The sequence below is a fragment of the Streptomyces sp. W16 genome (assembly GCF_033194735.1).
In the GTDB taxonomy this organism is placed as follows: Bacteria; Actinomycetota; Actinomycetes; order Streptomycetales; family Streptomycetaceae; genus Streptomyces.
The window spans coordinates 1-1,118 of record NZ_JAWOAI010001129.1 but is presented as its reverse complement, the minus strand read 5'-3'; the positions used below and the strand labels follow the sequence as shown (position 1 = coordinate 1,118).

1 protein-coding gene and 1 pseudogene are annotated in these 1,118 nt (G+C 74.2%); both read right to left on the bottom strand.

All coding sequences use genetic code 11. The features are described 5' to 3' along the window. Positions 1-271 (bottom strand): annotated as a pseudogene (locus tag R6V09_RS53665) (type II secretion system F family protein); the annotation flags it as partial. A gap of 52 nt (positions 272-323) precedes the next feature. Further along, on the bottom strand, positions 324-1,118 hold a 795-nt coding region (locus R6V09_RS53660; protein WP_317888629.1), incomplete at its 5' end, for an ATPase, T2SS/T4P/T4SS family.

Genomic DNA, 1,118 nt, shown 5'->3' with positions numbered 1-1,118 from the left:
TCGCGACTACCGGAACCACCGAGGCCCCCAGTGCCGCCACCACCAGTCCGACGCCCAGCGACCACCACTCGGCCCGCAACCGGCCCCGGATCCGCCGCAGTTCATCGACGGCCCGCTCCCACGAGGGCGGCCCGGCGCCCACCACCCCGCCGCCCGCGAACAACAACTGCGCCCGCCGCGCCCCGGACTGCCGCCCACCCATCAGCCAGAACAGGGCCCCGACACACACCGCGGCCACCCCGACCGACAGCTCACCCGTTCCCACATCCATCACAACTCCCGCTCGCCGTAGTCCGCCCCGCACACACCCGCATCACCACGCCCTAACCCCCTTCAGCCCCACCCCGAATCAACTCCCGCAACCGCTCCCACCCCCGCTCGTACGCGAACGCCTCCGCGCCCCACCGCAGCGCCGGTACCGTCCGCACCAGCCCCGACGGGTCTCGTTCCAGGACATGGACCTCCGCGATCCGTCGCCGCCCGGCCCTGTCCCGTACGAGGTGCAGGACCACCGACAGCGCCGCCGCCAACTGGCTGTGCAGCGCGGCCCGGTCGAGGCCCGCGGCCGTGCCCAGGGCCTCCAGGCGGGCGGGCACATCGGCCGCCGCGTTCGCGTGCACGGTCCCGCAGCCGCCCTCGTGGCCCGTGTTGAGCGCCGCGAGGAGGTGGACACACTCAGGACCTCGCACCTCGCCGACGACGAGCCGGTCCGGCCGCATCCGGAGGGCCTGGCGGACCAGGTCCTGGAGCGTGACGAGGCCGGCGCCCTCCTGGTTGGCGGGTCTGCTCTCCAGCCGTACGACGTGCGGATGGTCCGGCTTCAGCTCCGCCGAGTCCTCGGCGAGCACGATCCGCTCACCCGGCCCGACCAGCCCGAGCAGCGCGCTCAGGAGTGTCGTCTTGCCGCTCCCGGTACCGCCGCTGATGAGGAACGACAGCCGTGCCTCGATCACGGCCCGCAGGATCCGGTCGCCGCCCGGCGGCACCGTGCCCGCCGCGACCAGTTCGCCGAGCGTGAACGCGCGCGGTCGTACGACACGGAGCGAGAGGCAGGTGCAGCCGACGGCGACCGGGGGCAGTACGGCGTGCAGTCGTGTCCCGTCGGGCAGCCGGGCGTC